This is a genomic window from Staphylococcus sp. HMSC055C03 (genome assembly GCF_001809385.1).
Classification (GTDB): Bacteria; Bacillota; Bacilli; order Staphylococcales; family Staphylococcaceae; genus Staphylococcus; species Staphylococcus simulans.
In genome coordinates, this window is the sequence record NZ_KV797505.1 from 42646 (window position 1) to 43541 (window position 896).

General features: G+C 42.5%; 1 pseudogene. It reads left to right on the top strand.

Features of this window, described 5'->3' with window-relative positions:
* Positions 1 to 896: pseudogene (locus tag HMPREF2603_RS09275) on the top strand (DUF4988 domain-containing protein); the annotation flags it as partial.

Below are 896 nucleotides of genomic sequence, written 5' to 3' on the forward strand. Positions count from 1 at the left end.
GATTCCTAAAGGAGAAAAAGGCGACAAAGGTGATGCAGGTCAAGATGGTAAATCTATTACTGTAGAAAACTCTGCTCCTGATGCAGATGGTAATACAGTGGTTAACTTCTCAGACGGATCTAAAGTCGTGATTCCGAAAGCGAAAGACGGCGTGGATGGTAAAGACGGAAAATCTATTACAGTCCAAAGCACTGAAAAAACACCAGAGGGCGATACGAAAGTCACATTCTCAGATGGTACTACAGTCACAATCGCAAAAGGTGAAAAAGGTGACACAGGTGCAGCTGGTGTTGATGGACAAAATGGTAAAGACGGTCAATCTATTACTGTACAAAGCGTTCAACCTGATAAAGATGGCAATACAGAAGTGACATTCTCAGACGGATCTAAAGTTGTCATTCCGAAAGCGAAAGATGGCGTAAATGGTACGGATGGTAAATCAGTTACAGTTACAGGAACTGCTGTTCAACCAGACGGATCAACGAAAGTGACATTCAGTGATGGCCATGAAGTCATTATTCCTAAAGGAGAAAAAGGCGATAAAGGTGACGCTGGACAAAATGGTGCAGATGGTCAATCAATCACAGTCGCTAAAGTAGAACCGCAACCAGATGGTTCAACTAAAGTAATATTTAGTGACGGTAAAGAAGTTACTATTCCTAAAGGAGAAAAAGGAGATGCTGGGGCTCAAGGTGAAGCAGGTAAAGATGCAACACCATTAACAGTTACAGGATCTACACAAACTCCAGATGGTAACACTGAAGTGACATTCTCAGACGGCACTAAAGTTGTGATTCCTAAAGGTGCGAAAGGTGATAAAGGCGATACTGGTGAAACAGGTGCCGCAGGTCAATCAATTACAGTTCAAGGCACTGAAAAAACACCAGAAGGCGATA